The organism is Candidatus Omnitrophota bacterium (genome assembly GCA_041653595.1).
Lineage (GTDB): Bacteria > Omnitrophota > Gorgyraeia > Pluralincolimonadales > Pluralincolimonadaceae > Pluralincolimonas.
The window spans coordinates 1-4,500 of record JBAZFB010000042.1; the positions used below are offsets into that span (position 1 = coordinate 1).

Sequence of the window (4,500 nt, forward strand, 5' to 3'; positions counted from 1 at the left end):
CCCTAAGTCGCCGACTACGGCTCTCAGGGTAGTCGTAGCGATACCCTGAGACGCTGCCGCGAAATTGCCTACCTGTATGACGCTCTTGTCCGGGTCGATGACCTTCCAGTAGATAAGGAAGTCTATCGATATCGGTGCGTTATCCTTGGTGATGCACGTCTGCTGGGGTATCTCGAGGAACAGCTCCCTTAAGTCCACATTTATGGCCTGGTCCAGGATCGGGATAAGAAATACTATTCCCGGGCCCCTCTGGCCGATCGAGCGGCCGAGCCGGAAGACCACAAGGCGCTTGTATTCCCTGACGATCCTTATAGAATTCGAAAGTACTATTATCCCGACTACAATTAGAAAGAACAGGATCATTCCGCTGATAGCCATTTATAGCCTCGCTTTCTTTACTTTTATGACAAGCCCGTCGACCGTATCGACCTTAACTTTTTCGCCGCTCTTTATCGTTCCTTCCAGTGATTCGGCGTACCAATCTTCGCCCTTTATATGTATGATCCCTTTAGGGACAAGGTCTGTCTTCGCTTCGCCGATCGCGTCGGCAAGGCTCTCGGTCCCTGAAGAGGCCTTGCGTTTCTGGGACTTAAGGATGAGCGGCAGCACAAAGGCCATTAGGCCGGTCGTGCTTATTACCATCGCCGCGATGAGCGCTTTCGAGAGCTTCGCGAACTGCGGGTCGGCCTTAAAAAGTATGAGCGATCCGAAAGTCAGCGTCAGGATGCCGCAGACGGTCAGCACGCCGTGTGTCGGCGCCTTGACATCGAGCACGAAGAGCACAAAGCTGAGCAGCATCACGATCAGCCCCGTGTAGTTGACCGGCAGGGAACCCATCCCGATGAAGGCGAGCGCAAGGCTCGCTATGCCTATGACGCTGCCGATCGTTACGCCGGGCGTCGCTATCTCGAATATTATCCCGTAGAACCCTATAACAAGGAGGAGGTAGACGATATTCGGGTCTTTCAGCGCATTCAGTAATCCACCAAGAGTATTTGCATCCATTTTTTGCCTCCACGATTAGGTATGTAGAAATATACCATCACGGCAGGGCAATGTCAACCCTAACAGAAGGGTTGACGACGGGGCGGTTAAGTGATATCATTTTATCCTTATCCAAGAGGAAATCTATGAGTGGGGCTGTAGCTCACCCGGGAGAGCGCCTGCATGGCATGCAGGAGGTAAGGGGTTCGATCCCCCTCAGCTCCACCATTTTTTTGAAATAACCTAAGGGCAAAATGACCAAGATCTGCTCCGAGTGCAAAAGGGAATTCAGCGCGTTCGAGAGCTTCCGGCTCTCTTTCGATGTCTGTCCTGACTGCGGGGGCGCGGTCGTGCCGAAAGAGGCCGATATATGGGATTCGAAATATGTGACCATATTCGTCGCCGACGAAAGGGGCGAAGCCGAAGAGGTAAGGCGCAGGCTGGACATAAACAAGATATCGTATGTCACCCGCGGCGACTGGGAATCGCAGAAAGTTTATATAGATTTTCTTGTGAAGGAAGACGAGGCAGAGGAAGCAACGGCCCTTCTTAAAGATATCATAGATGCCGAGGCCGTTCCGTCGGCGCCAAAGGCGGTCTTCGACCAAAGCCAGACCGACGACGAAGGGCCGAACAAGGTAACGCTCCTGATACTCGCTTTTGCCGTATTTGCGTTCCTGGCGATATTGTTGAATTACCTGGTGAAAAAATGAAACTCGGCGTCCACGTATCCATAGCAGGGCATATCTATGAGGCGGTCGACAGGGCAGCCTCGCTCGGCTGCAACACGTTCCAGATATTCAGCCGCAACCCGCGCGGCTGGGAAGCGCTCGCCCTTGTGCCTGCCGACGTAGAGGAATTCAAGAAGCGCCGCAAGGAAAAGAAGATATCCCCGGTCGTCGTCCACATCCCTTACCTTATAAATCTCTGCTCGGGCGATGACGCGCTCTGGAGAAGATCGGTCGACGCTTATATAGAGGACATAAAACGCGCCGATACGCTCGGGGCGGATTATTTCGTCACGCATCTCGGGAGCCCGAAAGATAAAGGCCGCGATTACGGGATCGAGCGGTTCTCGAAAGGGATGGTCGAGGCGGTGACCAGGGTGAAATCCCGCCTGAGCGGGACTAAACAGGGCCTTATGATACTTTTGGAGAATACCGCGGGCGGCGGCGATTCGATCGGCTCGAAGTTCGAGGATATCGCCGAAATAATAAAGAACGTCAGGGCGAAGACCGGCGTCGACGTCGGGATGTGCCTCGACACCGCTCATACGTTCGAGGCGGGGTTCGACGACAGCACCGGAGAGGGGCTTGAAGCGACCTTAAAAAAGATTGATTCCACCGTAGGGCTTGGTAAGATAAAGGTCGTACACTTTAACGACTCGTTGAGCGAGATGGGCTCGCATAATGACAGGCACTGGCATATCGGCAAGGGCAAGATCGGCGCCGGCGGTATGAAGCGCATAATAAACCACCCGAAGTTGAGGGGTTGCGCGTTCATCCTCGAGACGCCGAAAGAGACCGAGGACGCCGACAAAAAGAATCTCGCGGCCGTAAGGAAGATGAGAAAGGATTAGATGTACGATTTCAAGGCGATAGAAGAGAAGTGGCAGAAGGAGTGGGAGAAGAGCGGGACTTTCAAGGTAAAGACCGACCCTGCCAGGAAAAAATATTACCTCCTCGAGATGTTCCCGTATCCTTCGGGCCGCATCCATATGGGCCATGTCCGCAATTATACGATAGGCGACGTGGCCGCCCGCGTCAAGATAATGCAGGGATATAACGTCCTGCATCCGATGGGTTATGACGCGTTCGGCCAGCCGGCAGAGAACGCCGCCATCAAGAATAAAAGCCATCCCGAGACCTGGACTTTAAGCTGCATAGACAATATGAGGAAGCAGCTCAAGAAGATGGGCCTCTCGTACGACTGGGACAGGGAAGTCTCGACGTGCCTTCCGGATTATTACCGCTGGAACCAGTGGATATTCCTGAAGATGTTCGAGAAAGGCCTCGCCTACAAAAAAGCCGCCGTCGTCAACTGGTGCCCGGATTGCGAAACGACGCTCGCTAACGAGGAGGTCATAGACGGGAAATGCTGGCGGTGCAAGAAAGAAGTAAAGCAAAAGGATCTCGAGCAGTGGTTCATCAAGATCACCGCCTATAAGGAGAGGCTGCTCGATGACCTTGAGGGCCTGAAGTCGTGGCCCGAGCGCGTCATCACGATGCAGAAGAACTGGATCGGGAAGAGCGAGGGAGTCGAGATATTCTTCAAAGAAAAAGAGAGCGGCGGGGTCATTCCCGTATTCACGACCCGCCAGGATACCATATTCGGATGCACTTATGTCGTGCTTGCGCCCGAACATCCGCTTGTCAAAAAATTAATAGCAGGGAAGCCTCAGGAAAAACAGGTTCTGCAATTCATCGAGAAGGTCTCTAAAGAGAGCAAGGTCGTCCGTGTTGCCGCTGATGTCAAGAAGGAGGGTATTTTTACAGGCGCGTACGCTATTAACCCGGTCAACAATGAGCCGGTCCAGATATGGGTCGCCGATTACGTCTTGATGGAATACGGCACCGGCGCGATCATGGCTGTCCCGGCGCACGACCAGCGCGATTTCCTTTTCGCGAAAGAGCACAAACTTCCGATGCGCGTCGTCATCCAGCCTAAAGGTGAGACCCTTTCGGTCGATAAGATGGCCGAGGCGTATGAGAATGACGGAGCGCAGGTGAACTCGGCGCAGTTCGACGGCATTCCCAATAATGAAGCCAAGAAAAAGATCGCCGAATGGATGGAGAAGACAGATATCGGAAAGCGGACGGTCAATTGGCGGCTCCGCGACTGGCTTATCTCGCGCCAGCGTTATTGGGGGACGCCGATACCGGTCGTATATTGCGAGAAATGCGGGGTAGTCCCCGTGCCCGAAAAAGACCTTCCTGTAGTCCTTCCTGAAAAAGTCGAGTTTACAGGCAAAGGCGGGAGCCCGCTGGCCTCGGTCAAAGAATTTACCGGCGCGAAATGCCCGAAGTGCGGAGGCAAAGCGCGCCGCGAGACCGACACGATGGCGACATTCATCGATTCGTCGTGGTACTTCTTGAGATTTTGCTCCCCGAAGTACGATAAAGGGCCGTTCGATAAGGAAGACGTTAAATACTGGATGCCGGTCGACCAGTATATCGGCGGTATAGAGCACGCGGTATTGCATCTTTTATATTCGAGGTTCTTCACGAAGTTTCTCCAGGACCTCGGCCTCCTTGGTTTCGGCGAACCGTTCCAGAAGTTGTTGACGCAAGGCATGGTCTTGAAGGACGGCGAAGTGATGTCGAAATCCCGCGGCAATATCGTCGATCCCGACGAGATAATCGGCAAATACGGCGCGGATACAATGCGGTTATTTATACTTTTTGCCGCACCACCCGATACGGAACTCGAATGGGAAGAGCGCGGCACCGAAGGCGCGTTCAGGTTCTTAAACCGGGTCTGGCGCATACAGGAAAACCTGAAGGAGAAGGCCGATCC

Annotated in this window: 5 protein-coding genes and 1 tRNA gene; 4 read left to right on the forward strand and 2 right to left on the reverse strand. The window is 53.6% G+C overall.

Annotated features, from left to right (window positions below; translation table 11 throughout):
• Positions 1-378, reverse strand: a 378-nt coding sequence (locus tag WC317_08325; GenBank protein ID MFA5340127.1) for an SPFH domain-containing protein, incomplete at its 3' end; no start/stop codon positions are given.
• Entirely contained in the window at positions 379-1,005 is a 627-nt protein-coding gene (locus WC317_08330; protein ID MFA5340128.1) for an NfeD family protein, read from the reverse strand.
• A 131-nt stretch (positions 1,006-1,136) separates the two neighbouring features.
• On the opposite strand from WC317_08330, the gene WC317_08335 reads away from it, so the two are divergent.
• The 4 genes from WC317_08335 to leuS form a co-directional block, all read left to right on the forward strand.
• Positions 1,137-1,212 (forward strand) — tRNA-Ala (locus WC317_08335).
• Positions 1,213-1,238: 26 nt separating this feature from the next.
• Positions 1,239-1,697 (forward strand): hypothetical protein, encoded by a 459-nt coding sequence (locus WC317_08340; protein MFA5340129.1) that lies wholly within the window; start codon positions 1,239-1,241, stop codon positions 1,695-1,697.
• On the forward strand, positions 1,694-2,563 hold the full coding sequence (locus tag WC317_08345) for a deoxyribonuclease IV (GenBank protein MFA5340130.1): 870 nt from the start codon (positions 1,694-1,696) through the stop codon (positions 2,561-2,563). The genes WC317_08340 and WC317_08345 overlap by 4 nt, the downstream gene beginning before the upstream one ends.
• Positions 2,564-4,500, forward strand: a 1,937-nt coding sequence (gene leuS / locus WC317_08350) for a leucine--tRNA ligase (protein ID MFA5340131.1), incomplete at its 3' end; no start/stop codon positions are given.